Annotated in this window: 23 protein-coding genes, 1 tRNA gene and 1 other RNA gene; 15 read left to right on the top strand and 10 right to left on the bottom strand. The window is 63.6% G+C overall.

The window, feature by feature from the left end:
* The 5 genes from IT350_02375 to IT350_02355 form a co-directional block, all read left to right on the top strand.
* On the top strand, positions 1 to 103 hold a 103-nt coding region (locus IT350_02375; protein MCC6156869.1), incomplete at its 5' end, for a secretion protein HlyD.
* 11 nt (positions 104 to 114) lie between these two features.
* Complete coding sequence (locus IT350_02370; protein ID MCC6156868.1) at positions 115 to 1,041, top strand: ABC transporter ATP-binding protein; 927 nt, start codon at positions 115 to 117, stop codon at positions 1,039 to 1,041.
* Positions 1,034 to 2,035, top strand: a complete 1,002-nt coding sequence (locus IT350_02365) for an ABC transporter ATP-binding protein (protein ID MCC6156867.1) — start codon at positions 1,034 to 1,036, stop codon at positions 2,033 to 2,035. Before IT350_02370 ends, IT350_02365 begins: the two co-directional genes overlap by 8 nt.
* Positions 2,032 to 3,150, top strand: coding sequence for an ABC transporter permease (locus IT350_02360; protein MCC6156866.1), 1,119 nt, complete (start codon positions 2,032 to 2,034; stop codon positions 3,148 to 3,150). Before IT350_02365 ends, IT350_02360 begins: the two co-directional genes overlap by 4 nt.
* Before the next feature lie 3 nt (positions 3,151 to 3,153).
* Complete coding sequence (locus IT350_02355) at positions 3,154 to 4,302, top strand: ABC transporter permease (protein MCC6156865.1); 1,149 nt, start codon at positions 3,154 to 3,156, stop codon at positions 4,300 to 4,302.
* 102 nt (positions 4,303 to 4,404) lie between these two features.
* Here IT350_02355 and IT350_02350 read toward each other — a convergent pair whose 3' ends face one another.
* The 4 genes from IT350_02350 to ffs form a co-directional block, all read right to left on the bottom strand.
* Positions 4,405 to 5,979: a hypothetical protein gene (locus IT350_02350; protein ID MCC6156864.1), complete on the bottom strand. Its 1,575-nt coding sequence runs from the start codon at positions 5,977 to 5,979 to the stop codon at positions 4,405 to 4,407.
* Complete coding sequence (locus IT350_02345; protein ID MCC6156863.1) at positions 5,976 to 6,287, bottom strand: YbaB/EbfC family nucleoid-associated protein; 312 nt, start codon at positions 6,285 to 6,287, stop codon at positions 5,976 to 5,978. Before IT350_02345 ends, IT350_02350 begins: the two co-directional genes overlap by 4 nt.
* A 145-nt stretch (positions 6,288 to 6,432) precedes the next feature.
* Complete coding sequence (gene dnaX, locus IT350_02340; protein MCC6156862.1) at positions 6,433 to 8,181, bottom strand: DNA polymerase III subunit gamma/tau; 1,749 nt, start codon at positions 8,179 to 8,181, stop codon at positions 6,433 to 6,435.
* Between the two features lie 68 nt (positions 8,182 to 8,249).
* Positions 8,250 to 8,506, bottom strand: an RNA gene (ffs, locus tag IT350_02335) — signal recognition particle sRNA large type.
* Between the two features lie 201 nt (positions 8,507 to 8,707).
* Between ffs and IT350_02330 the strand changes: the two genes are divergently transcribed.
* Both IT350_02330 and IT350_02325 read left to right on the top strand, forming a co-directional pair.
* Positions 8,708 to 9,463, top strand: a complete 756-nt coding sequence (locus tag IT350_02330) for a helix-turn-helix transcriptional regulator (protein ID MCC6156861.1) — start codon at positions 8,708 to 8,710, stop codon at positions 9,461 to 9,463.
* A complete protein-coding gene (locus tag IT350_02325) occupies positions 9,460 to 10,440 on the top strand; it encodes a site-specific DNA-methyltransferase (GenBank protein ID MCC6156860.1) in 981 nt (326 codons plus the stop codon). Before IT350_02330 ends, IT350_02325 begins: the two co-directional genes overlap by 4 nt.
* A 34-nt stretch (positions 10,441 to 10,474) precedes the next feature.
* On the opposite strand, the gene IT350_02320 is transcribed toward IT350_02325, so the two are convergent.
* Together IT350_02320 and alaS are read right to left on the bottom strand one after the other, a co-directional pair.
* The gene (locus IT350_02320) at positions 10,475 to 11,356 is read right to left on the bottom strand and encodes a hypothetical protein (protein ID MCC6156859.1); all 882 of its coding nucleotides are present in this window, start codon (positions 11,354 to 11,356) and stop codon (positions 10,475 to 10,477) included.
* 17 nt (positions 11,357 to 11,373) lie between these two features.
* The gene (gene alaS / locus IT350_02315) at positions 11,374 to 14,013 is read right to left on the bottom strand and encodes an alanine--tRNA ligase (GenBank protein ID MCC6156858.1); all 2,640 of its coding nucleotides are present in this window, start codon (positions 14,011 to 14,013) and stop codon (positions 11,374 to 11,376) included.
* A 196-nt stretch (positions 14,014 to 14,209) separates the two neighbouring features.
* On the opposite strand from alaS, the gene IT350_02310 reads away from it, so the two are divergent.
* The 8 genes from IT350_02310 to IT350_02275 all read left to right on the top strand — a co-directional run bounded on the left by IT350_02310 (position 14,210) and on the right by IT350_02275 (position 21,468).
* Positions 14,210 to 14,638: a MarR family transcriptional regulator gene (locus IT350_02310; GenBank protein ID MCC6156857.1), complete on the top strand. Its 429-nt coding sequence runs from the start codon at positions 14,210 to 14,212 to the stop codon at positions 14,636 to 14,638.
* 18 nt (positions 14,639 to 14,656) lie between these two features.
* The gene (locus IT350_02305) at positions 14,657 to 17,347 is read left to right on the top strand and encodes an RND family transporter (protein MCC6156856.1); all 2,691 of its coding nucleotides are present in this window, start codon (positions 14,657 to 14,659) and stop codon (positions 17,345 to 17,347) included.
* Between the two features lie 107 nt (positions 17,348 to 17,454).
* The gene (locus IT350_02300) at positions 17,455 to 18,231 is read left to right on the top strand and encodes an outer membrane lipoprotein-sorting protein (protein MCC6156855.1); all 777 of its coding nucleotides are present in this window, start codon (positions 17,455 to 17,457) and stop codon (positions 18,229 to 18,231) included.
* A 174-nt stretch (positions 18,232 to 18,405) separates the two neighbouring features.
* On the top strand, positions 18,406 to 19,815 hold the full coding sequence (locus IT350_02295; protein MCC6156854.1) for a hypothetical protein: 1,410 nt from the start codon (positions 18,406 to 18,408) through the stop codon (positions 19,813 to 19,815).
* Positions 19,816 to 19,905: 90 nt separating this feature from the next.
* Positions 19,906 to 20,544: an SRPBCC family protein gene (locus IT350_02290; GenBank protein ID MCC6156853.1), complete on the top strand. Its 639-nt coding sequence runs from the start codon at positions 19,906 to 19,908 to the stop codon at positions 20,542 to 20,544.
* 126 nt (positions 20,545 to 20,670) lie between these two features.
* Positions 20,671 to 20,743, top strand: a tRNA-Phe gene (locus IT350_02285).
* Positions 20,744 to 20,906: 163 nt separating this feature from the next.
* Positions 20,907 to 21,047 carry a hypothetical protein gene (locus IT350_02280; protein MCC6156852.1) on the top strand — a complete coding sequence of 47 codons (141 nt, stop codon included), beginning with the start codon at positions 20,907 to 20,909 and terminating at the stop codon, positions 21,045 to 21,047.
* 91 nt (positions 21,048 to 21,138) lie between these two features.
* The gene (locus IT350_02275; GenBank protein ID MCC6156851.1) at positions 21,139 to 21,468 is read left to right on the top strand and encodes a protein trl; all 330 of its coding nucleotides are present in this window, start codon (positions 21,139 to 21,141) and stop codon (positions 21,466 to 21,468) included.
* Between the two features lie 23 nt (positions 21,469 to 21,491).
* Here IT350_02275 and IT350_02270 read toward each other — a convergent pair whose 3' ends face one another.
* The 4 genes from IT350_02270 to IT350_02255 form a co-directional block, all read right to left on the bottom strand.
* Positions 21,492 to 21,770 (bottom strand): hypothetical protein, encoded by a 279-nt coding sequence (locus IT350_02270; GenBank protein ID MCC6156850.1) that lies wholly within the window; start codon positions 21,768 to 21,770, stop codon positions 21,492 to 21,494.
* 47 nt (positions 21,771 to 21,817) lie between these two features.
* Complete coding sequence (locus tag IT350_02265; protein ID MCC6156849.1) at positions 21,818 to 22,417, bottom strand: hypothetical protein; 600 nt, start codon at positions 22,415 to 22,417, stop codon at positions 21,818 to 21,820.
* Entirely contained in the window at positions 22,414 to 23,757 is a 1,344-nt protein-coding gene (locus tag IT350_02260) for a replicative DNA helicase (protein MCC6156848.1), read from the bottom strand. Before IT350_02260 ends, IT350_02265 begins: the two co-directional genes overlap by 4 nt.
* On the bottom strand, positions 23,754 to 24,497 hold a 744-nt coding region (locus tag IT350_02255; GenBank protein MCC6156847.1), incomplete at its 5' end, for a hypothetical protein. The genes IT350_02260 and IT350_02255, both read right to left, overlap by 4 nt.

Raw genomic sequence — 24,497 nt, 5'->3', positions numbered from 1 at the left:
GGAAGAGCGCGTGCGTCTCGTGTATGCCGTGAAAGTCTCGCTCGAAAATCCCGATGGGGAGCTGAAAATCGGCATGCCCGTCGACGTGGCGCTGTGGGACTGACGGGAGCCGTGATGAGCGTTCTCGACGCCCGGGGCCTCGCCAAAAACTTCGGCGAAACGCGCGCGCTGCGCGGCATCGACCTGCGCGTCGAGCCAGGCGAGATTTTCGGCTTGATCGGTCCCGACGGCGCGGGCAAGACCACGGCGCTGCGCCTGCTCGTGGGCGTACTCAATGCCGATGCGGGCACGGCGAACGTGGCGGGTTTCGACGTCGCGCGCGAAGCCGAGTCGGTTCGCGAGCATGTCGGCTACATGCCGCAGCAGTTCGCGCTCTACGGCGATCTGACCGTCGCGGAGAACATGCGCTTTTTCGCCGACATGTATTTCGTGCCGAAGCGCGAACGCGAGGAACGCCTCGCGCGGCTCTACGCGTTTTCGCGGCTCGAACCTTTCGCGCGGCGTCCCGCGGGCAAGCTGTCTGGCGGCATGCAAAAAAAACTCGCGCTCTCGTGCAACATGATCCACCAGCCCGCGCTGCTGCTGCTCGACGAGCCCACCACCGGCGTCGATCCCGTGAGCCGTCGCGAACTGTGGGAGATCCTCTACGCCTTCGCGGCGCAGGGCGTGGCGATCGTCGTCTCGACCCCTTACATGGACGAGGCCGAGCGCTGCCACCGGGTCGGGCTCATCCACGCGGGGCGACTGCTCGTGGTCGACACGCCGCGCGCGGTCATCGACGGCCACGCCGAGACGATCATCGAGCGCGTCGGCGACGAAAACGCGCGCGCGCGGACGATCCTCGCGAAGTGCGCGGAATTCGCCGACGTGTATCCCTTCGGCGACGCGCTGCACATCGCGGCGCGGCCGGGCGTCGACGCCCTCGGCGTGATCCGCGAAACGCTCGCGGCCGCGGGCATAGAGCCGGGCGACGCGCGCCGCGTGCGTCCGACGTTTGAGGACGTTTTCATGGCGCGGATCCGCGAGGCCGAACATGATTGAAAATCGGAACGGCAGCGCTTCGCCGCCGCGAAACGGCGTGGCCGTCGAGACGCACGACCTGACACGGCGCTTCGGCGCGTTCACCGCCGTCGACCGTCTGAACGTGCGCGTCGAGGCCGGGCAGATCTACGGCTTCCTCGGACCGAACGGCGCGGGAAAATCGACGACCATCCGCATGCTGTGCGGTATCATCAGCCCGACCTCGGGGGCCGGCGCCGTGGGCGGTTTCGACATCGTGCGCGAGTCGAACACGATCAAGGAAAACATCGGCTACATGTCGCAGCGGTTTTCGCTCTACGCCGATCTGTCCGTAAAACAGAACATCGATTTCTACGCGGGCATCTACAAAATCCCGCGCGCCAAACGCGCCGCGCGCATGCGTTACGTGATCGACATGGCGGGGCTCGCCGGGCGCGAGGACGCGCTGACCGCCGACCTGTCGGGCGGATGGAAACAGCGTCTGGCCCTCGGCTGCGCGATTCTGCACGAACCGCGCATTTTGTTTCTCGACGAGCCCACCGCGGGCGTCGATCCCATCTCCCGCCGCCAGTTCTGGGATCTGATACACGAGATGAAGGACGCCGGCGTCACCGTGTTCGTGACGACCCATTACATGGACGAGGCCGAGCACTGCGACACGCTCTCGCTGATCGCGGCGGGACGCCTGGTCGCCACCGCGTCGCCGCGCGAACTGAAAACACGCACGATCACCGGGGCGCTCATCGCCGTCACCGCGTCGCCGACCGCGGTCGCGCTCGAAGCCCTGCGCGCCGCACCCGATCTGCGCAGGGCGCAGGTCTTCGGCCGGTCGATTCACGTGCAGGGCGCAAGCGAGGAATCCGCCGTGCGCGCGGCCCGCGACGCGCTCGCCGCGGCGGGTTGCACCGTGGAATCGATTGATCCGATTCGCCCGAGCCTCGAAGACGTGTTCATCGCGCTGGTCGAGGCCGAGACCCGCACCGAGGTCGACCGATTCGACGGAGGCGGCGCATGAGATCGCGGATTCCTGCTATGGCCAAAAAGGAATTTCTGCACGTGCTGCGCGACTGGCGAAGCCTCGCCATGGCGTTCGCGATGCCGATGATCATGATTCTGCTGTTCGGCTACGCGATCACGTTCGACATCCGAAACGTGCGTCTTGCGGTGTACGACGCCGATCGCGGCCCGGCCTCGCGCGAACTGGTCGACCGTTTCACCGGCAACGGATATTTCCGGCTCGTTGCCACCGCCGTGAGCGAAGACGAACTCGACGGCTTCATCCAGCGCGGCGAGGCGCAGATCGCGCTGTCGATTCCCGACGATTTTGCAGAGCGCGCGTCGCGCGGCGAACGCGTCGAGATGGCCGTCATCGTGGACGGATCGGAATCGAACACGGCGACCATCGCGGGCAATTACGTGATCGCGATTTTGGAAGGTTACGGACGCGAACTCGCGACGAGGCGCGCGGGCGGCGCGCGGGTGGGCACGATCGAGTGGAAGCCGAGATTCTGGTTCAACGACGAACTTCGCAGCCAGAATTTTCTTGTGCCGGGTCTTGTCGCCACGATCATGATGATCATGACCGCGCTGCTCACGAGCCTGACCATCGTGCGCGAGCGCGAGCACGGCAGCCTGGAACAGCTCATCGCCACGCCGGTGCGCCGCTACGAAATCGTCATCGGCAAACTCATCCCCTACTTCGTCATCGGCGTGCTCGATTCGATTCTCGTCGCGGGGGTCGGCATCGCCGCGTTCGACGTGCCCTTCACGGGCTCGGTTGCACTCTATTTGCTGGCGACCTCGGTCTTCGCCCTCGCGGGACTGGGCATCGGCCTGTTCATTTCGTGCGTGTCGAAAAACCAACTCATGGCGATGCAGATCGCGATCCTCGCGTCGATGTTGCCCTCGTATCTGCTGTCCGGCTTCATGTTTGCGATCAAGAACATGCCCAGCTGGGTTCAGACCATCACGCTGCTCGTGCCCGCGCGCTATTTCCTCGTCGTGCTGCGCGGGATTTTTCTCAAAGACAGCGGCATCGACATCCTCTGGCCGCAGATCGCCCTGCTCGCGGCGCTCGCCGTGGTGATGCTCGGCGCGGCCGTCGGCCGATTCAAAAAGACGCTGGAGTAACGCATGACCCGCGTGTGGCACGTGGCGAAAAAGGAGATCATCCAGACATTCCGCGACAAGCGGATGTTCGGCGTGCTGTTTTTCGCGCCGGTATTTCAGCTTTTCATCTTCGGCTACGCGGCGACGACCGACGTGCGCAACATCAACCTCGCGGTGCTCGACCACGACAACAGCGCGGCGAGCCGCCGTCTGGTCGAGGCTTTTCTCGCGTCAGGCTACTTCACGAACGCGGGTTCGCTTTCCGGTTCCGCCGATCTCGAAAACGCCGTGGTGCGCGGCCTCGCCGACATCGCATTGGTGATTCCCGCCGATTATTCGCGCAGCCTCGCGCGCGGCGAAACCGTGGAATTGCAGGCGATCTTCGACGCCGCCGATTCGAATTTCGCGCAGGTCGCAGCGGGCTACGCGCGGGGAATCGTCTCGCGGGTCGCCGCCGACGCCACCGGCGCGAATCTCGCCCGGCTGCGGGCGATGGCCGTCGCCCAGGGCATCGCCCCCGCGCCGATGCCCACACTGGACGTGCGCCCGCGCATCTGGTTCAACCCCGAACTCAAGAGCGTCTATTACATGGTGCCCGGCGTCATCTGCATGCTGCTGATGATCGTCACGATGATGCTCTCGGCGCTCGCCATCACCCGCGAGCGCGAGATCGGCACCATCGAGCAGATCATCGTCAGCCCGATCGCGCGGTGGGAACTGATCCTCGGCAAGCTCGCGCCGTTCGCCGTGCTCGGCCTCGTCAACGTCGCGCTCATCATGACCATCGCCGTGTGGCACTTTCACGTGCCGGTGCGCGGGTCGATCGCACTCATCTACGGCGCGTCGGGACTATTTTTGTTTTCCACGCTCGGCCTCGGCCTTTTTCTGTCCGCGATCTCGACCACGCAGCAACAGGCCATGTTCGTGAGTTTCATGTTCATGATGCCCGCGATTTTGCTGTCGGGTTTCATGTTCCCGATCGAGAACATGCCGCGCGCGGTGCAGATCCTCACCTACGCCAACCCGCTACGCTACTTCCTGGAGGTGATCCGAGGCGTGTTTCTTAAGGGCAACGGCGTGGACGTGCTGTGGCCGCAACTCGCCGCGCTCGGCGTCTTCGGCATCGCGATTTTTGCGCTCGCCGGAGCGACGTTCACCAAGCGGGTGGGGTGAGGCCGGGTTGTTGGTTTTTGGTTGTTGGTTGCCTGTCCGCCGAAGCCTCGGCGAAGGCGGATTGGTTGCTGGTCACGCTCGGCGCTACGTGCAGGCGTGCCCTTACTTCGCCACTTCCGCCGCCCGCGTGCCCTCGCGGCCGTAGTCGTCGGCGACGCGCACCACGTCCCATAAAAACGACGTGGACGATTCGATGACGAGGCAATCCTCGATCGCTTCGAGTCGGTGAAGGCGCCCCGGTTCGACATGCAGCGCGTCGCCCGCGTTCATCTCGATCGTCTCGAGATCGCCGCCGCGCGGAGCGGTCAGCACGCGCGCGTGGCCCGCGTGCAGGTACAGCACCTCTTCCTTGAGCACGTGGTATTGCAGCGACAGCCGGCTGCCCGCGCGCACGAACAGGCTCTTGCCCGCGAAATCGTCGGACACGCCCCACCACAGCTCGTAACCCCACGGCTTTTCCACGCGTCGCGTCGGGACCGGTCCGCCGGTGCGCACGCGCGGCGGCATGTGCGTGACGAGGGGTTTGATCGCCTCGGCGAGCGTGCGCGTGGTGACGAGCGTGGCCTCGTGCGTGTGCACCACCGCGAGGCCCTGCACGCCGAGCAGCGCGACCGAGTGGCCGCGCCGGTTGTTGAAAACGAGATTGTCGCGCGAGTCCATCGTGAACACGCGCCCAAGCGTGAGCGTCTCGTCGGGGTCGTTTTCGCCGGGGCGGCGCGGCGACCAGCGCTCGCGCCATCCGCCGCCGTTCCAGTCGTGGGCGTGGCCGAAGACGCGGTTGTCGTGTTCGTCGGGATCGATCTTGTCGGCGAAGGCCTGCCAGCCGCCCAGATCGCTCCAGTGAAAATCGCCCTCGACCGCGCGCACGCGCCCCGCCTCGCCCTCGGCCTGCATCACGCCATAGTCGATGGAGATGCGCGGCAGCGCGAGAAACGCGTCGTGCAGTTTCGTCTCGAACTCCGGCGTGCCGTGCGCCGCGGCGGCTTCGGGCAGGTGCCGTCCGTGCTCGGGCAGACGGCGCGAAATCGCCTCGATGATCGCATCGGCGCGCCACACGAAGATGCCCGCGTTCCAATCGTGCTCGCCGCCGTCCACGTAGCGTTTGGCGGTCGCGAGGTCGGGCTTTTCGACGAACGCGCGCACGTGATAGCGCACGAATCCGGCGGGTGAGGGCTGTGGTTCGCCTCGGAGAAGGTAGCCATAGGCCGCGCTGGGTCGCGACGGGCGGATGCCGAGCGTGTAAAGCGCGCCGTCCTCGGCGGCGCAGGTCGCGGTGTACGCGATCACCTCGCGAAAACGCGCGTCGGGCGCGATCTCGTGATCGGCCGGCAACACGATCTGCACCGCGCCGGGAAACCGCGCGCCCGCGATGTACGCACCGAGACCCACGGCCGCGGCGGTGTCGCGCAGCACGGGCTCGCCGATGATGTTGGCGGGTGGGATCTGCGGCAACTGCGTGCGCACGATGGAAACGTGCTCGCGGTTCGTCAGCACGAAGATGCGCTCGACGGGCGCGAGGTCCGCGACGCGGTCGCACGTCTGCTGGAGCAGCGAACGTTCGGGGTGCGCGAGCGGCAGGAACTGCTTGGGCAGCAGCTCGCTGCTCCACGGCCAGAAGCGCGTGCCGTGGCCGCCCGCCATGATGAGCACGCACAGGTTCGTGAGGGGTTCGTTCACAGGATCCCCGGGAGCTTCAGGCCGCCGGCGATCTTGCCGATTTCTTCGTTCGCCATCGCCTGCGCGCGGCGCACGCCGTCGTTGACGGCCGCGAGGATGAGCTCCTGCAGCATCTCAAGTTCTTTCGGATCGACGACCTCGGGTTTGATGCGCAGCGACACGCACTCCATCTTGCCGTTGAAGACGGCCTCGACCATGCCGCCGCCGACCACGGCGGTGACGGTCTTGGTCGCCAGTTCGGCTTGCGCGGACGCGATCTGCTCCTGCGCCTTTTTCGCCATCTGCAACAGTTCGGTCACGTTCTTCATCGTGTCATCCACATCATGCGTTGCCACACCGAATGGAGCCCTCACCCCCATCCCCTCTCCCGTCATGACGGGAGAGGGGTGTCGAGCGAAGCGAGACGGGGTGAGGGCTCCAACAACCAACGACCAAAAGCCGACAACCCTTCTTTCAACTCTTCTCTTCCACCGTCAAATCCGCGCCGGGGAATGCGCCGCGAAGCTGCTGCACGGTCGAGTTCTGCGTCGCGAGTTTGAGCAATTCGGTCTTGCGTCGCTCGCGCGACGCGCGGGCCGACGCGGGGCTGGGCGTCGGCACGGCGAGCGGCGACACCTTGCCCGGTTGGTCGAGCGCTTCGATGACGAGCTTCGCCGTCTCCCCGAAGACCTCCGCCACCATCTCTTCCAGCACGCGCTTTTCGCTCGTCACTTCGTCGAAGTGCAACCCCTTGGGCATGCCCAGCACGACAAGGTTGTCCTTCACGTCCACGCTCCCGCGCCCGAGCAGCGCCGAGAGCTTGAAGTCGCGGGCGCGCAGCGTGGCGCGGAACCGCTCGACGGGCGTCGCGCCATCGGGGATCGCCGGGGCAGGTTTGGCCGCGCCGTTCGGACCGGCCGCGCCGTTCGGCGATTTCACAACCGCGGGAGCGGGCTCGTCCGCGCCGGCCATGCGCGTGCGCGGCGGTGATGATGTCGGCGGAGATGACGCTGGACGCGGCGGCACGCCCTGCGGACCCGATCGCGGAGCCGAACCGGTCGGCATCGCGCCGCCCTTCGCCAGCATTGCGCGGATGCGGCCCAGTTCGCGGGCGAGATCGTCGAGCGCCGCGACGGGCCGCGCGGTGGCGAGGCGAATCAGCACCATTTCGAGCACGAGGCGCGGATGGCCGCTGCGCAACACCTCTTCCTCGGCGTCGACCAGAATCGAAAACAGGTTTTCGAGCGTCTCGTACGTCGCGCCGCCGGCCTGACGCACGAGTTCCGCCAATTCGTCAGTCGTCGCGTTGATCATCGTCTCGGGGCGTTTCGAGATCTTCGCGACGACGAGGTTGCGGAAATGCTCGAGCAGGTCGCCGTAGAACGCCTTCACGTCCCACGCGACGACCGAGAGCTTCTCCAGAATGTCTACGGCCTCGTCGGTGCGTCCGCCGAGCACGGCGTCGGACAGACTCATCAGCAGCCGCCGGTCCAGGATGCCGAGGATGTCGGTGAGTTCCGCGGTGGTGATGCCCTCGCCGGCGAACGACAGCGCCTGGTCGAGATAGCTCAGCGCGTCGCGCATCGAGCCTTCGGCCTTTCGCGCGATCAGCACGAGCTGATCGTCGTTCATCTTCAGCTTCTCGGCCTCGACGACGCGCCGCAGGTATTCGTGGATGTCGCGCAGGCCGATCATCTTGAAGTCGTACTGCTGGCAGCGCGAGAGGATCGTGTCGGGAATCTTGTGGACCTCGGTGGTGGCGAACATGAACACCACGTGGGCCGGGGGCTCCTCGAGCGTTTTGAGCAGCGCGTTGAACGCGCTCGTCGAGAGCATGTGGACTTCGTCGATGATGACGATGCGGTGGCGCGAGCCCTGGGGCAGGTACTTGATGTTCTCGCGCAGGTCGCGCACGTCGTCGACGCCGGTGTTGGACGCGCCGTCGATCTCGAACACGTCCACCGACGAGCCGCGCGTGATCTCGACGCAGTTGCGGCAGGTGTTGCACGGCGTGGCGGTGGGGCCGGTCTCGCAGTTCAGGGCCTTGGCGAGTACGCGGGCGACGGTCGTCTTGCCCACGCCGCGCGTGCCGGTGAACAGGTACGAGTGGGCGATTCGCCCCGAGGCGATGGCCGACTTGAGCGTGCGCGTGATGTGGGGCTGGCCGACGATCTCGTCAAAGGTCTGCGGGCGGTATTTGCGCGCGAGAACGAGATACGACATCGTTCGCCCTGATGGATGCGGGAATGCGTTGATCGCCCGGCCGCCGGGAACGATCGAAGCTGGAGAGACCGTACACCTTTCCTCGACCCGCGCGCCGCCCGGCGTTTTTCCCCGAGCACGTGTCCAGGCGATCCACGGCACACGAAAACATTCCGCTTACCGTTGCTGCCTTCCGGCCCTGGCGGGGTTCACGGCATTCCGTTGCGTGGGACCCGCACCGCCTCCCGGTGAATCGGACCCATCTTGCGCGACCGGCCTCAAAAAGGAATTCAACCCCGATGTGGCTCCGGGTTACAGGGAGGCGCCAACTCCCCGTCTAGTACGGTCACTCCAACTTCGATGACAAGGATCGCGCGACAAAGACGCCGCACAGGCGCCGCGTCGCCCACCCCCCGGCGAACGCGAATCATAGGAGCGCCCCGCCGCCCGCGTCAAGGACGAGGGAGGGGCCGAGTCGGGCCGCGTGTGAGGCCGATAAGACTTATCGTCTCTGGACCCAAAGGTCCTGTCCGGCCATCGTTTGCGCATGAAAAGCGACGAACTGTTCAGCCGACTCGGCGCGCGCGTTCGCGAGCTTCGCGAACGTCGCGGATGGAGCCAGGAAACGCTCGCCGAGCGTTGCGGAAAGCACTACACCTATGTCGGACGAATCGAACGAGGCGTTCAGAACGTCACGATCGAAGTGTTGGCCGAAGTCGCCGACGCGCTGGGCGCGACCCTCGCCGACCTCGTCGCGATTGACGATCATCCTCTTCTCCGAAACTGGAACGTGTCGGCGCTCGACGTCGTGCATGCCGTTCACCACGGGTTTCGGGCACAGGTGGACGTCAAGGGAAAGCTCGCGGAATGGAAGCTGTTTCAGGAACTCGAGGCGCTTCGCACCGATGGGGCCATTGCGAGTGTTCAGTGGCTGGATGAGGACAACAAACCCGACTTTATCCTGACGGTTGCCGGTCGGGACATCGTCGTGGAATGCAAGAACGTGCGTAGCAAAACGAAGTCGGAACGACCGGACGCGCCGATCAAGGTGGAACTCCAGAAGACCCGGAACTCGAAGGACGGAACGAACACGCGGGGGTACTCGACGAGCCACTTCCATGTCCTGTCCGTCTGCCTCTTCAACCGAACGGGTCGCTGGACATTTCTTCATGTCGCGGTGAACAACTTGGCCACGCGGCCCGATGATGCGAAGATGTTGAAGGTGTTTCATGCGGTCCCCGCGTCGGCGGACAGCCGTTGGCGGAGCCGTATCGAAGAAGCGATTGGGGACCTTGCGCGATGAGTGTTGCGAAAAAAGCCGTCGATCCGTTTTCGGATGTGCCTCCGCACTTTCGGTCGGGCCGTGGAGCGGCTTATCTCGGTGACGCACGCGATCTGCTCGCGAAGGTTCCCGCCAATTCCGTCGATCTGTTGCTGACCTCGCCGCCGTACGCGCTTCACTTCAAGAAGGAATACGGAAACGTCGATCAGGATCGCTACGTGGAGTGGCTGCTGGAATTCGCTCCGGATATCCGACGCGTGCTCAAGCCGACCGGCTCATTCGTGCTCAACATCGGCGGAAGCTGGACGCCGGGCGCGCCCACACGCTCGCTCTGCCATTTCGAGATTGCCCTGCGCCTGGTGAAGGAATGCCGGTTTCATCTCGCGCAGGAATTTTTCTGGTACAACCCGGCCAAGCTTCCCGCGCCGGCCGAGTGGGTCAACGTCCGGAAAATCCGGGTCAAGGACTCCGTGGAATGCGTTTGGTGGTTTTCGAAGGAGCCGTTCCCTAAAGCCGACAATCAGGCGGTTCTTCAGCCGTACTCGCCCGATATGCTGCGGCTGCTGAAAAACGGCTATCGCGCGAAAACGCGACCGAGCGGCCACGTCATCACATCGAAATTCGTCGATCGCGGCGGCAGCATTCCGGGAAATCTCCTGACCATTGGAAACAACGATGCGAACAGTCGTTACTTCGTGCGCTGTGACGAAACCGGAAACAAACCGCATCCCGCGCGATTTCCGCCGCAACTCCCGGCGTTTTTCATCCGCTTTCTCACGGATCGCGACGACCTCGTCCTCGACCCGTTCGCCGGGTCGTGCACGACAGGAGAGGTTGCGGAAAATCTGGGGCGACGCTGGATTGCGTTCGAGCGGAGCGCGGAGTATCTCGAAACGGCGAAATTCCGGTTCGAAGCACCATGGGACGACGATCGCCGGGGGCTCATTACGGGCGGCGACCGGGAAAGTCCCGACCAGATGCCGCTGTTCGAAATCTGATTGATTGAGGTGTGCGGGGAGATATATCAATCTGCTAAATTGGAACTTGCAATCGCTCATCAATCTGCAGACCATCTTCGTTAAATGCAAAGGCCGACAGTCGGTCATTAACTCTTGGGGGCATGCCCTGACGTCGCAAGATATTTGAAACAGAAACGACTAGTTCTTTATAGAAAAGGAGTCGATCGTCAAGAGATTCTTCGTATTGAATTGCCCCGGCTCTTCTAATCTGCCTAATTTTCTTGTCATAGATTTTGCTGAATGTTCGATACTCACCATTTCTCAAATGAAAATAGTGTCCGGCATTTAGCATTTTAATGTAATCGTTATGAGGTTTTGAACTAAAAGGGTTATCCGTCAAGTCGGTAAGAGGAAGTCCTCTCTTGAATTCGAATGTCGCGAATTGGTCAACCGCACTCGTTGAATCGCTTGAAGGGCCTAAATTCACCGACAGTCTGTACGCGATAGCGTAGTTTTCCGGAAAATCTTTGTACAGAATTAGGCTGTGCGGATGCTCATGAGAGTGTCCGCAGTGAATATGCCAAAGTCTCGGTTGTCCTTGTGAATACCCGGCAATATGAAACCCTCGCGCAAGCCGCCCCCAATTTGAGTGGGCAAATTCAGAACCTTCAAATAAACGATCAGCTTCGACGATCAAGTCCCATGCGACGTCCTCGATGTCGCTTTCATTACTTACCTTCGTTTGCAGAAAATCACTAAGCCATCGATCAGCCTTTATGTTTGTCGACGGTTTCGGAGCCCATCCCCACATCGAAATTCCAATTTTGGCACGTTCGGAGTATTGAACTTTTACAGCTTGCGAGTAGGTCTTTCCTTGCTCTGACAATTCCGTTACTGCCGAATCGCCAACCATGACAATCCCAAGATGTGATATTTCGCTTACGACCAGCGTCATGCCAAATGACTCCTTTCTTACAACGCCCCGATCAGCCCCGCCGCGGCGTCGATCGCCTCGCGCAGCTTGCCGGGGTTTGGGCCGCCGGCCTGCGCCATGTCGGGTTTGCCGCCGCCGCCGCCGCCCACGATTTTCGCGAGCGGGCCGATGATCTTGCCCGCGTTCAGCCGCCCGGCGAGATCCTTCGTCACCTGCACGCACAGCGCCGCCTTGCCGCCGATTTCGGCGCCGAGCACCACGACGCCCGAACCGATCTGATCGCGCAGGCGCACCGACAACAGCCGCAACGCGTCGGCGTCGTCGGCCATGGCGACCGCCGCGATCAGCTTCACGCCGTTGACGTCGCGCGCCTCGTCGATGAGCCCCTTGTTCGCCTCGGCGGCGAGCTTGTTGCGCAGGTCCGAAATCTGCCGCTCCAGATCGCGCACCTGATCCACCGTCTGGCGCACGCGGTCGAGAATCAGTTCGGGCGCGACTTTGAGCGCCTGCGAAATCTCGCGCTCGGTGTCGATGGCCGCGCGCAGCTTTTCGACGGCGGCCTCGCCCGTCACGGCTTCGAGTCGGCGCACGCCCGCCGCGATCGACGACTCGTGCAGCACGACGATCGGGCCGATCTTGCCCGTCGATGAAACGTGCGTGCCGCCGCATAATTCAATGGACTGTCCTAGTGTAATTACACGAACGTTCTCGCTGTATTTCTCTCCAAAAAGGGCCATTGCGCCGTTTGAGATGGCCTCGTCGAGAGGCATTTCCTTTACAACCCGCCAAGAATTGTTCAACACCTTCTTGTTTGCGATTTTTTCTACCTGTTCGATCTGCGCGCCAGTTAGCCCCTGAAAGTGTGTGAAGTCGAAACGCAGCCGATCTGGCGCTACGAGCGATCCCGCCTGTTTGGCGTCTGGACCGAGAACACGATGTAGCGCGTAATGGAGTAGATGAGTTGCCGAGTGCGCTCGTTCAATAGCTCTTCGCCGTTCTTTGTCGACGACAAATTGCAGCCGATCGCCCACGCGCACGCGGCCTTCGACGACCTTTGCATGGTGCGCGATCAGCGCGTCGCCCGCGGTGCGCGTGTCGGTGACAACGAGGCGCACGCCGTCTGCCACAATTTCACCGGTATCGCCCATCTGGCCGCCTTTTTCGGCGTAAAACGGCGTGCGGTCGGCGACGACCTCGATCTCCTGCCCGGCGTCGGCGTCGGACACCAGTTCGCCGTGGCGAACGAGGCCGATCACCTCGCCCTCGGCGCGCGTCGCGCCGTAGCCCAGAAACTCCGTTTTTGCGCCCTGACCAGACAATTCGCCCAGCACGCCCAGCCCGGCCTCGGCCTCGAACTTGCCGCCCTTCGCGCTCTTGCCGCGCTGGATTTCCATCGCCGCATCGAAGCCCGCGAGATCGACATCGAAGCCTTCGGAGCGGCCGATGTCCTGCGTGAGATCGAGGGGGAAACCGAAGGTGTCGTAGAGTTTGAACGCCACCGCGCCGGCGAGCACGGACGAGCCCCCGGCCGTCATGCGCTCGCGCTCCTGCCCCAGCAGGCGCAGGCCGTTATCCAGCGTGCGCAAAAAGCGCTCTTCCTCGTTGAGGACGACTTTTTTGATGTACGACGCGCGGTCGATGAGCTCGGGATAGGTCTCGCCCATCGCCTCGATGACGGCGTCGACCATCACGTGCAGGAAGGGTGTTTTGATGCCGAGCAGCACGCCGTGGCGCGCGGCGCGACGCATGATGCGCCGGAGCACGTAACCGCGACCCTCGTTCGACGGCAAAATCGAATCGCCGACGAGAAACGTCATGGCGCGGCTGTGGTCGCACACCACGCGCATCGACACGGTCGCCTCGGCGTCCGCGCCGTACGTCTTGCCCGCGATGGCCGCAATTTTTTCGCGGATCGGCGCGAAGAGGTCCGAGTCGAAATTCGTCGGCGCGCTTTGCAGAATCGCGGCAATGCGCTCGAGCCCCGCGCCGGTGTCCACCGAGGGCGCGGGCAGCGGCGTCAGCTTGCCGTCGGCGCCGCGTTCGAACTGCATGAAGACGAGGTTCCAGATTTCGAGAAAGCGCTCGGGGTCGTCGGCGATGCCGCCGGGTTTGGTCGGATCGAGATCCCAGTGGATTTCGGAGCACGGGCCGCACGGCCCCGTGTCGCCCATCGCCCAGAAGTTGTCCGCCGCGCCCATGCGCACCACGCGCGCTTTCGGCAAGCCCGACAGTTCCAGCCACAGCGCCTCGGCCTCGTCGTCTTCCTCAAACACCGTCGCGGTCAGCCGGTCGGCGGGCATGCCGAGCACGCCGGTGACGAACTCCCACGCGAAGGCGATGGCGTCGCGCTTGAAGTAGTCTCCGAAGCTGAAGTTGCCGAGCATTTCGAAAAACGTGTGGTGGCGCGGGGTGCGTCCGACGTTTTCGAAATCGTTGTGCTTGCCCGACACGCGCAGCGATTTCTGGCACGTGGTCGCGCGCTTCGTGCCGATGTCCTCCTGGCCGAGGAATACGTTTTTGAACTGCACCATGCCCGAGTTCACGAACAGCAGCGTGGGATCGGCGGGCAGCACGAGCGGGCTGCTCTTGATGATCCGGTGCTGTTTGGACGCGAAGAAGTCCAGGAAGGCGCGGCGGATTTCGGACCCCGATTTCGGGGCGGGCTTCGCACTCGTCATGACCGGGTCTCCAGACGATGATCGGCCCGGCGATCGAGGGCGCGGGCCGCGTGGCAAGCGCAAGTTTTTAGTGGGAATCGCCACGGGACGCAAGAAGGCATCGGACTTGGCCCGGGATTGACACGGCGCGTTATTCGGGGCACAAACATTTCGAGATGTGAAATATTCACACCTCGAATCGTTTTCGGGGGTCCTGATGGCGCCGAATCTCGATCTGCGGTTTTACGAATGCCTTCGCGCCATGCTGACCGGCGGTCTCGCCGCGCGGCAGACCGACCCCACGTTTATCGAACTGTCCCCGCAGGAAGCGATTCTTCTCGAGATCATCGAACACCTCGATTCGGCGACCATGTCGGAGATCGGGCGCGCCTCGGGCACGCAGCCCAGCACGATGACCGGCGTGGTGGACCGCCTGGTGCGCCGGGGAATTCTGACGCGCGACTCGTCGCCAGAAGACCGCCGGATCGTGCTCGTGCGTCTCACGGAACTGGGTTCGCGGCTGCACGCGCAGCACATGCAGTTTTTCCGGGAATTCGCCGCGAATCTGCTCGCGGTTCTTTCGACCGACGAACGCCTTTTGCTTGTCGATTTGCTGGAACGCGTTACGACGCCCCTGCGTGCGTGACGCAATTGGATGCATGACATGAAATTTCTGGCGCTGTTTGTCACGTCCCGTCCCCGGCTCGTCATCGCGGCAACGCTGCTCATCACGGCGTTTTTCGGATGGCAACTGCGTACGCTGACGATCGACAACGAGGTGAAAAATTTCCTGCCCGACGAGCAGGAAGACAAGCAGAACTACATGCGGATGGACGAGCTGTTCAAGGGCGAAATCGTCGCGTTCGTCGGTCTCTCGGTCGAGCCGGGCGGACCGTTTCGGGACGTCTTCGATCCGAAGGTGCTCGCGATCGTCCAGGAACTGACGGATTGGTTGAAGACGGTCGAGATCCAGGACGCGCGCGAACGCTGGGCGTGGGTGAAGGCCGAGGAGGCGACACCCGCGCCGACGGGACGCGAGCGCATGACGCGCGTCTGCACGCCGGAGCAGCTCGCGGCACTCGACGCCCAGCCCATTCCGGAAGACCTCGATGGCTACGTGAAAGTCTGGCAGTGCAACGAGCCAGGCACCTGGGCGCTCGACGACGTGGTCAGCCTCGCCACCATGAAGACCATCGGCGACCGCGCCCTGCCCCCCGGACTCGACGGCCAGACCCCGCATCAACTGGCGATCGAGGACCTGTGGGAAACTGTTCCGACAACGACCGAAGAAGCGGACGCCGCCCGCGAGAAGATCCGATCGTGGTCGATGTACGCCAACAACGTCGTCAGTCCGGATCTGACCTCGACGATGGTCGTCGTGTTTCTCCCGACCGGCATCTCCATCAAATATGAAGAGGAACTTCAGCGCATTCTCGACGCCCACATCGCCGAGATCGATCGGACCGACGACGGCATCGCATTCGCCGCGGGCGGACTCCCGCTCGTCAACGTTTGGATCGGCCGCTACCTCCTCGGCGATCTCCGGCTCCTCATCCCCTTCGTCCTGCTCGTCATCCTCGTCGTGCTGATCCTCAGCTTTCGCAAGGCGATGGGCGTCGTGCTCCCCATCCTCAACGTGCTCATCGCGACCATCTGGACGGTCGGGTTCGTCGCCCTCGTGGGCAAGCCGCTTTCGCTGATCACCAGTTCGCTGCCCACGCTCATCATCGCGGTCGGGAGCGCCTACGCGATCCACGTGATTCATCACTATCTGGAAACGCGGCGCGGCGGTCGATCGCACGAAGACAGCATCCGCCGGACGATCACGCACGTCGGCATGGCGGTCGTCATGGCCGGCCTCACGACCGTCGGCGGATTCATGTCCCTCACCACGACGACCGTGATTCCGATCCGCGATTTCGGATTCTTCGCGGCGTTCGGCACCTTTGCTTCGCTCTTCATTGCCCTCACGTTCATCCCCGCCGTCATCCGCCTGATGAAGCGCACGAACGTAGAACCCGAAGCCTCGGCCGTTTCCGAGGTGCCGTCCACGGCGACGCCCACGCTCTTCGACCGGTTGCTCGGCCGCCTGTCCGATATGACGCTTCACCACCGCGGCGCGGTCGGCGCGGGGATCATCGTCATCGTCGTCGCCGGGGTAGCCCTCGCGAATCGGATCGAGGTCACGAGCAACGTCGTGAAGTATTTCCCGTCCGACAGCCCGATCCGTATGTCCGACGACTTCCTGAACGAGCATTTCGGCGGCACCAACGTCTTCTCGCTCGTGCTCGACGGCGGCGCCGACGACTACTGGAAGAATCCCGAGAACCTGAGAAAGCTCGAGGCGCTGGTCGCTCACGTCTCCGAGACGCATCCCGATGTCGGCAGCGCCATTTCCATGATCGACTACATCAAGAAAATGAACATGGCCCTGGAGTACGACAACCCGGCCGAGTACCGAATCCCGGAAACCCAGCAGGCCGTCGCCGACTGTCTGTTTCTCTTCTCGCAAAAGAGCGACTCGCTGGAGTCGCTGACGGACTTCGAATTCCGCCGCGCGCGCGTCGCCTTCAAGACGCGCGACGGCCAGACGGCCGCGATGTTCCGTCTGAAGACCGACGTCGATCATTGGATCCGCGACGACTGGCCCGAAATGTACGTGACGAAGGAGCGCCGCCTCACCCCGGTCCAGCGTGTCGCGGAGATCTTCGGATTCCTGCCGCCGTCGTCGTTCTCGGTGAGCGAGCGATACTATTTTTCCGGGATGAACAACCTGCGCATGATCGTCGATCGAATGATCGTGATCTCGCAGATCCGATCCCTCGCCTTTTCGCTGCTCGCCGTCTGGATCCTCGCGACCATCATCTTTCGCAGCTTCGTCGGCGGCCTGCTGTCCGTTCTTCCGACGGTCATCGCCGTGCTCATCAACTTCGCGACCATGGCGCTTCTGGGAATTCCCCTCGACATCGGCACGTCGATCGCCTCGGCCGTCGCCATCGGATGCGGCATCGACTACGCGATCCATTTCATCAACCGGTTCCTGATCGAGATCCGCGCGTCGAAAAACGCCGAGGTCGCGGTGCGTCGAACGCATTTGACCACCGCCAAGGCGATCATCTTCAACGCGACGGCCGTGGCGTTCGGCTACTTCGTGTTGCTCGCGTCCAACTTCACGCCGATCAAGCGGCTCGGCCTGCTCACCGGCGTCGCCATGTTCACCGCCAGCTTCGCCGCCCTGATCGTGCTGCCGACGCTGCTGGTCACGATCAAGCCTCGTTTTGTGCGCAAGGCCGAGTTCGAGTCCGAAGACGCCGACGAAATTTCCCGGCCCGACGCCGCGAGGGTTTCCAAGTGATCCGATCGATGTTTCGCAACGGACATGATGTTTCGCAATGGACTTGATGTTTCGCAATGGACTTGATGTTTCGCAATGGACTTGATGTTTCGCAACGGAGGTCTCCGATGAAATTCCGATTCCCGGTTTTCCTGCTCGTCGTCGTCCTCGGTGTGTCGCTCGCGAGCGCCGCCCTCGCCGAAATGTCCGCGTTCGAGATCGCCAAGAAGAGCATCAACCTCGAAAAGTCCAAGACCCGCGTCGCCTCGTACAAGATGAGCGTCATCAACGAGCGCGGTAAGAGCCGCACCTATGCCTTCAAGGTGCTGGAGAAGGATTTCGCGGGTGGGTCGAAAAAGATGATCCGCTTCTCCGAACCGTCCGATGCGAACGGCACGGGCCTGCTGACGTTCGAAAAGCAGGGCGCGGACGACCAGCAGTGGCTCTTCCTGCCGTCGCGCAAGAGCGTCCGCCAGCTCGCCGCCGCGGACAAGTCGGACCAGTTCATGGGCTCCGACCTGTTCGTCGAGGACATGGGCACGATCTCCGCCGAGGACTACGAGCACGCGATCCTGAAGGAAGAAGACGTCGACGGATTTCCGTGCTGGGTCGTCGAATCCAAGCCCAAGGCCGGCATCAGCACGGCCTACGCGCGGAGCGTGTTCTACATCGACAAGCAGAACTTCGCCGGGCGCAAAGCCGAGCTGTACGACAAGAGCGGAAAACTCATCAAGACCATCCACGCGACGGTCGTGGAGAAGGTCGGCGAGTGGTGGACGATCAAGACGCTCGAGGTGCAGACGCCCGACAAAAAGACGAAGACGCTGCTCGAGCTGACCGCGGTGGAGTACGACAAGGACATTCCCGACACCACCTTCACCACGCAGTCGCTGGAACGCTACTAGCCGGGCGGTTCATGTGGCACGGGCGCCCTCGCCTGTGCCCGACCCCTCGATGCACATGTGGCACAGCCGCCCCCGGCTGAGCCCGCCCGAAAAGTGCACAGCCGGGGGCGGCTGTGCCACATGAGGTCACGGCTCCCTGCGCGGCAATTGCAGCCGGGAAGAAACGGTTCTGACATGATTACCTCTCTCGAATATCGGCGACGATCTCCGGCGGCGATCGCATTCGCTCTGGTCATCTGCGCGTCGTTCGTCGTCGCGACCCCGGCATTCGCCGAGCCGACGGTCTCCGGTTCGGTCTGGCAGCAGGCGCGCCTGCGGATTCTCGAGTCGAAGCGCCCTGACGACGCGTCCGACGCGAGCGACTTCACGCTCATGATGACCGGGATCGATCTCGTCGGTCGTGCGGCAAACGACGACGGCACGGGCCGGCTTTTCGTCAACGCGGACCTGCGTTTCGATCCGACCTCGATCGAGTTCGACAACGGTCTGGAAAGCCGCCTGCGCGAGGCGTACGGCGGCTGGTACACGCCGCACTTTTCGATGGAGATCGGCAAGAAGATCTTCGCGTGGGGCAAGGCGGACGAATTCAACCCCACCGATCTCATCAATCCCGAGGACTACCGCTGGTTCATCACCTTCGACAAGCCGCAGCGCAAGATCGGCGTACCCATGGCTTCGGCGACCCTCAGCTACGACGCGTGGTCGCTGCAGGGCGTGGCGATCCCCATCTTCACGCCGGCCCTGCTGCCCGATCCGGCGAGCGACTGGCTGCCGTGGCAGCTCGCGCTGCAATACGACATCGCCGCCGCCATGCCCGATCTCGTCACCCTTCAGCGCGGGAATTTTCCGGAACCCAAGGCCGACAACGTGCAGGGCGCGGCGCGACTGGCGGGGTCAGTTGGACGATTCGACCTCGAGGCCGTCGCCTTCGATGGATTCGACCCCCTGCCGACCTATGACGTTCGCCTCTCCATCGACCCCGAACTCTACCTCGCCGGCGAAAGCGTGCTCGTGATGCGCGAGGAATTTCAGCGATATCAGGCGTACGGCGGCAGCGCGGCGTTCACGATCGACAAGTTCGCGTTCCGTACCGAAGCCGCGTACTCGACGCCGCGATGGTGGATGCACGAGCTCGACCCGGCGCTGGCCGACCCGTCGGACCTGCCGCCGATGAACGTGGTCGCCCCAATCATTCTCGACGCCGAGTGGCGGTCGCGCAAACCGAGCTGGTCCGGCGCGGCCGGCGTGGACTGGCGCAGCGGCACCGAGCTCTACATCAATCTCCAATACACGCACACACAAATCCTCGACCACGACGACGCCCTGCTCGACCCGAAAAACGAGGGCATGTTGACGCTGAAGGTGCAGACGCGCTGGCGGGACGACGACCTGGAGATCAGCGCGGATGGCGCATACAACGTGTGGCACAACGACCGGATGATGAAGCCGTACGTGCGTTACAAGTTCACGGCGGATTTCTCGGGCGAGGTCGGGGCGCAGCTGTTCGCCGGGGAGCACGACACGCGCTTCGGAGAGTTCGACCACAACGACTACGGGTACACGACCTTCCGGTACACGTTCTGAACCGCGTGAGGCAAGGCGCGGCGACGTGGACAATTCGTCGGCGGGCGTGCTAATCCCGTGGCTCTTCCCATCACCTGAAGGAGTGGGCGCATGAAGACGAGGTTGGGGACGGCGATCATCGCGGCGCTGGTCGCGGTGGGAACGGCGGGGATCGTGGCGCAGATGGCGTGGGCGGCGGCGGACTTCGTGCCCGTGCCGAGCCTGGACAAGTATCTGACGCCCGAGAACGTCAAGAAGCTCGAGGACGGCGACATCATCAAGGACACGGTCCTGTCGAGCGACGCCGCGAAGGGCGACAAGGGCCGGGGCATCGGCTTCGTTTACATCAAGGCCAAACCCGACAAGATCCAGGCGGCGGTCCACGACTTCGGCACCTACCCGAGCTGGATGCCCAACGTGAAAACGACGAAGGTCACGAACAAGACCGCCGAGCGCGTCGATGTCGAGTTCATGCTCTCGATCATGGGCAACGAGATCCAGTACACGACGATCCACAAGGTCAATTCCGACGGCACGATCCAGTGGCGGCTCGACGACGCGAAGCCGAAGAAGAACGTGTCGGATTCGGTGGGCGCGTGGGTCTTCAAACCACACGGCGAAGGCACGATCGTCGCCTACGTCATCGATGTGGACACCGGCATGTCGGTGCCCAAGATCATTCAGAATTTCCTGACGAATCAGAGCCTCAAGAGCGTGCTCAAGGCGCTGCGCGACCGCGTCGGCGGCTGATTTCCGGCAGGTCGGGGACACGTAGCGCAACGCGATGCGTGTCCCCGCGATCCCCTCGTAAAAAAGCGCGAGCGGATTGACAAAAGCGGGGCTTTGCGGCAAACGTGTGCGCCGCAAAACCGACACGGTTGGGTAGCTCAGTCGGTAGAGCAAGGGACTGAAAATCCCTGTGTCGGGGGTTCAACTCCCTCCCCAACCACAACAAATTCAACGGGTTAGATGCATTCGCGTCTAGCCCGTTTTTTTTGAGCAACCACTGAGCAACCACGCGGGTGAAATTTCGCGCAAGTCGAGCCTACCGTCTGGGTTGCGACACCCGGACGACCTTTTCCAAGGAGGACCGCCGATGGCGCGACCCGGCGATGACGCTTCGATGGTGCGCGACGGCGCTGCTGGAGCACGAGAAGCGCTTGGGCAAGGTGATGGGGTACAAGGATCTGTGGATGTTTCAGGCCGCCCTCAAAGCGGGCTCGGAGCTTGACCGGAAAGAGGCTGTGGCGTAACGATGCTCAACGAAACCGTCGTTCCACTTTCCACGGAGAATGGGACAGGCTCTCCGATTTCCTGCAATCCAACCAAGAGAAGGGGCCAACGATGCACAATCGGACCACGTTTTTTGCTCTCGTTTTCACCTTTGCGTTTATCGTCGCCACGGGCCTTGGTTGCGCGATGGCAAATAGCCCCGCAACCGGCTTGGTGACGGTTACAAAAGGTCCGGTTAGCGCGGGTGACACTAATATCCAACCCGCAAAAGAAGGTCGCGCCACCTGCCAATCGCTATTGGGCATCGCAGCGTGGGGCGACTGCACCGTGAAAGCCGCCGCTGAAAACGGAAAAATCACGAGGATCCATAGTGTCGACCAAGATTCGGTGATTGTCCTCTACATCTACGCCAAATACGAGACAGTGGTGCGAGGTGAATAGCCGACGCGGAAAACCGTGGCGCGTCACCTCCCCTTCGCGAGCGCCGCGCGGTTCGCCGCGAGCAGCGCGCGCATGAAACGCCGGTCTTCGATCATGGCTCGCGAATAGAATCCGTTTTTCCAATTCGCCGTCGCCGCCCGCGCGAGCCCTTCGAGGGTGCGCGGGCCGGTCGATTTCCCTCCATGCCGCGCGCATCGCCCGTTCTTCATCGCCGGGCAACGGCACGGCATTCCGTCGCGCTTGCGCCGCGCCCCGCATCGGCGGACCGTCGCGAGATCGAAGGGCGAATTGCCGTTTTTCAGACGGCCAAGTTTTCGCGGTTCATGGGGTGCGTTCGCGATTTCCGTTTTCATGCCCCGCCCCGCCCCCCTTCGAGCTTCCCGGTTATCGCGACCTGACCGCCGTCGGCAACGTCCACGCGTTCGATTCGGATGGTTTGGGACGAGGATTTCCCACGCCCGCGTGCGAGCGCATCGGCCAGCGCGATTTGCGTCCGCTGGAGCTTCGTCAGGAGATTGATGCATCGCTCGCCAACGAGCATGGCTCCCTCCGCCACCGTTCCCGCCGTCAGACTCATGAGCCGCATCGTCATCGCGTGCGTCACCACGAATTGCGTCGCGAGCGCCATTTCCACGGCGTCCTTCGGGCCGATGGACGCAATCAAGGGGAGGTACTTGTTCTGGACATCGCCGTAATTTGATTTCCGTTCAAGCATCTGGAGAGCAACCGCCATGCGGTCCACCTCCGCCGTCGCCGCGTCCGCGTCGGGCACGCCCATGATTTCGCGGTACGTCAGGCGCGGGGCGTCGGGATCTTTGAGCCGGAATTTTCCGTCTTCGTCCGTGACGAATTTCGGGCATGGCTTGCGCGTCGGCGCGGCGGGCGCGGGCGTGGTGCTCGTGGCGTCCGCGTGGTTCTGCGTGACCACGGTCATCGGTTCGTTCGTCATTGGGCATCCTCCCATCGGTTCGCGCGCAATTCGGCGCGGGGGTTTGTGAAGAGGGTGAGCGGTCCGTCCCATCGGACGACGGCGGTTCCCGTTCGCCCGTGGCGATTCTTGGCGACGATGATTTCGGCGCGGTCGGGGTTTTCGACGTTCGGGGAGTAGTAGCCTTCGCGGTAGAGCAGAAGCACCACGTCGGCGTCCTGCTCCAGTCCCCCGGACTCTTTGAGTTCCGACATGCGCGGGCGCTTCGAGTCGCGTTGCTCGGTGAGCCGGTTCAACTGCGACAGGAGCATGACCGGCGCGTCGAGATCCTTCGCGAGATCGGCCAGCGTGCGCGAAACCTCGTCCATCGTCAGGCGCGGATCTTCCTTCTTGCGTCCACGGGTGCGAACGCGTTGCGCGTAATCGACGCACACGAGCGCGAGCCCGCTTTCGCGACGCGCCACCGACCGCGCCACCGGGCCGATGTCTTCGAGAAACCGGGTGCGCTCGTCCACGAACACCCGATGCCCCACGCCCTCCCCAACGCGCTCCAGCGTCGTCAGGCTGTCCGGGCCGATGCGCCCGCCCAAAGCCGCGCGCACCGAGCACCGCGCTTCCTGACACACGAGTCGGTCGGTCAGGTCGCGCGCGGTCATTTCGAGCGAGAAGACGAGCGCGGACTTGCCGGTCGATTCCGCGACCGCGTTCGCCGTCGCGACCGCAAACGCCGTCTTGCCCATGCCGGGGCGTCCCGCGACGATGGTGAGCCGACCGGGGACGAGCCCGCCGATCAATTCGTCGAGCGGCGCAAGGCCGGTCGGGTAGCACGTCGGCATTTCGCCGCGCGCCGCGCGTTGCGCCCGGGCAATCGTGTCGGGCACGAGATCGGCCACGCACACCACGTTCCCGCGTTCGCGCTCGTCCACCTCGTCGAGCCGCCGCGTCAGTTCGGCGCGCACCTCGTCCGGGTCCGCGTTCGCGTCCCAAAGTGCCTGTACGCCGTTGTGGAGCGCGACGAGGAGCGAGCGAGCCCTTGCCTTTTCGCGGACGATGTTCGCGTGGTGAACGGCGTAGGCGCTCGTGGCGACCGCGTCTTGGAGGTCGTCCAGATATTTGAGCCCGCCCGTGTTCTCCAGCGCCTCCCCGCCCAAACGGTCACGCAGCGTGATGAGGTCCACGGCGCGGCCTTCGTCCGCGAGCGCCGTCATCGCGGCGAAGATTTTTTGGTGCGTCGTCCGGTAGAAGTCATCGGCGCGCACCACGGGGCGCACCTCGTCGAGCGCCGCGTTGCGGATGAGCACCGCACCGAGCACGCCCATTTCGGCGGGGATGTCGTTCGGCGGGGACTTGGCTCGCGTCATGCGGCACCTCGTTTCGAGAGCCGCGCGAGCGCGTCGCCGATCATGAAGATCCGCCGGTCGGCGGAGGCATCGTCGAGCTTGTTGAAGAGGTCCAGCGCACCGAGTCCGATCACCACGTCCACGAGGTCCGGTCCCACGAGCGCGGCGATTTCGTCTTGCTGCTCGTCGAGCCGCGTTCCGCAATTCGCCATGCGCACGAGGTCGGGGAGGTTGTCGCGGAGGGTGCGCGCGAGTTCGGTCGGCGTTCCGACGGCGTCCAGATGGCGTCGCGACGCTCTCGCGACGCTCCCTGACACTGACACTGACTCTGACACTGACGACGGGGTCTCCCCTGCGTTCCCCGGCTCGTCCGCGCCGCCCTTTCCGTTACGCCGTTCGGACGGCGTTCGGACGGCATCGCGACGCCATGCGAGCGGCGTTTGAACGTCGTCACTTCGATATTCGCCGGGCACCGCGTCGAGATCGCGCGGAAGTCCCTCGTCATCGTACAGGGCGAAGAACGCGTCGCGGGGCTCTCGCGGCAACCCGTGTGCGCTCTTCACCGCGCCGCGTCGGAAGTTCTCCGAATTGTCGTTCGCCGCGAGAAAATCGACGGCGAAGAGCATTTCGTATTTCGGGAACCAACGGGTGCGACCGATCTTTTCGAGTTCGGCCAGCGCCGATTCCACGCGGTCGCTCGACATGCCGGTCAGCGCCGCGAGCCGATTGATGGAGACCGTCAGCACGCCGTGCGTCGGCGC

The organism is Deltaproteobacteria bacterium (assembly GCA_020845895.1).
Lineage (GTDB): Bacteria > Lernaellota > Lernaellaia > JACKCT01 > JACKCT01 > JADLEX01.
Note: the sequence above shows the minus strand (reverse complement) of the source record. Positions and strands in the feature narration are given on the sequence as shown.